Origin of the sequence: Arcticibacter eurypsychrophilus (genome assembly GCF_001730525.1) — a bacterium.
GTDB lineage: Bacteria > Bacteroidota > Bacteroidia > Sphingobacteriales > Sphingobacteriaceae > Arcticibacter > Arcticibacter eurypsychrophilus.
On record NZ_MDFN01000070.1, the window covers coordinates 1 to 1,120 of the forward strand.

Sequence of the window (1,120 nt, forward strand, 5' to 3'; positions counted from 1 at the left end):
AATGATGTCTTTTATACCCTAAAATTAATCGCTAACTTCAGTCCTGAATAGTTACTATTTTCCTTTATATTATTAGCCACATTGATCCAGAAAAACAGCAGATAAAGAACACTGGCGTATACAAAACCTGTCATATAAGTTGGTCCGGTTAAAGAAGAAAGAATCAGACAGAAAACAAGAACAGTTAAGCCAAATGCAGTTGCGTTGAGAATGCGCCAGCTTTTGTAGTAAGCAATAACCAATAGGCCAACATTTAGTAATACGATATAGGTAAACAAGCCAACGTAATTAGCCTCACCACTGCTTACCATAAATGGACTGGCAAGACCACCTACTAACGCGATTACCGCAAGCTCCTGTTTATCATATAACAATGACAGCACTACTGCGAAACAGGTAATTACAATGAGGATGATGAGAGATGTAAGCTGGTTGAATAAATGGAACTGGTGGTAAGCCAATGTGATGGTAAAGTATAAAATTGCCAGGCCTCCACCAACCAGTACAGAGCTGAATGCTTTGTAAGAATTGCGCATACGATGCGCTATTCCTATTAATATAGCCCCGCAAACTACTCCTATAGCTACTCTTCCAACCGGATTAACCCAATTATTGTCGATAGCATATTTCACAAAAAAACCAATTGCTAAGACCAATATGGCTATACCTATCTTGTTGATCAGGTTTTCACCGATAAACTTTTCAAGATCGGGATAACGCTCAAAGAATGAAAGCTCCGGTACCGGCTCTTTGTATCCTTGCTTTGGCTGTTCAGGGTAATTAAGATTTCTTATGGGTCTCGGTATTGCTTCTTGAGGTGCTGTAACAGGCTGCGGTTGCCTTTCTACAACTACAGGTATAGAAGGTTCAGGCCTTTTCAGGTTCTCTGGTTTGTTAACCGGAGAAGTAACTGTTGGTTCTGCAGATTTATTGTTTGTATTTTGCTTGAGCATCTTTTGAAGATCCATTATATGGTCTTCTAACCGTTCTATTTGGCTGTTGTAATGGCTTCGATTATGTTGAAGTAAATAAACAATTGCAATTAACAACGTAATACTTACAATTTCCATTCTGATATTTTAGGTCTATAAATTATTGTTGTCCGGTAAAACCGGGATAA

At 38.4% G+C, this 1,120-nt stretch carries 1 protein-coding gene; it reads right to left on the bottom strand.

Annotated features, from left to right (window positions below; translation table 11 throughout):
- Positions 1-11: 11 nt before the first annotated feature.
- Complete coding sequence (locus tag BFL47_RS18995; RefSeq protein ID WP_245681419.1) at positions 12-1,070, bottom strand: DUF2339 domain-containing protein; 1,059 nt, start codon at positions 1,068-1,070, stop codon at positions 12-14.
- Positions 1,071-1,120 lie beyond the last annotated feature (50 nt).

What these genes read in the sequence shown, in the direction of transcription:
- BFL47_RS18995 (WP_245681419.1), bottom strand. Translation starts at nt 1,070, where the DNA reads ATGGAAATTGTAAGTATTACGTTGTTAATTGCAATTGTTTATTTACTT.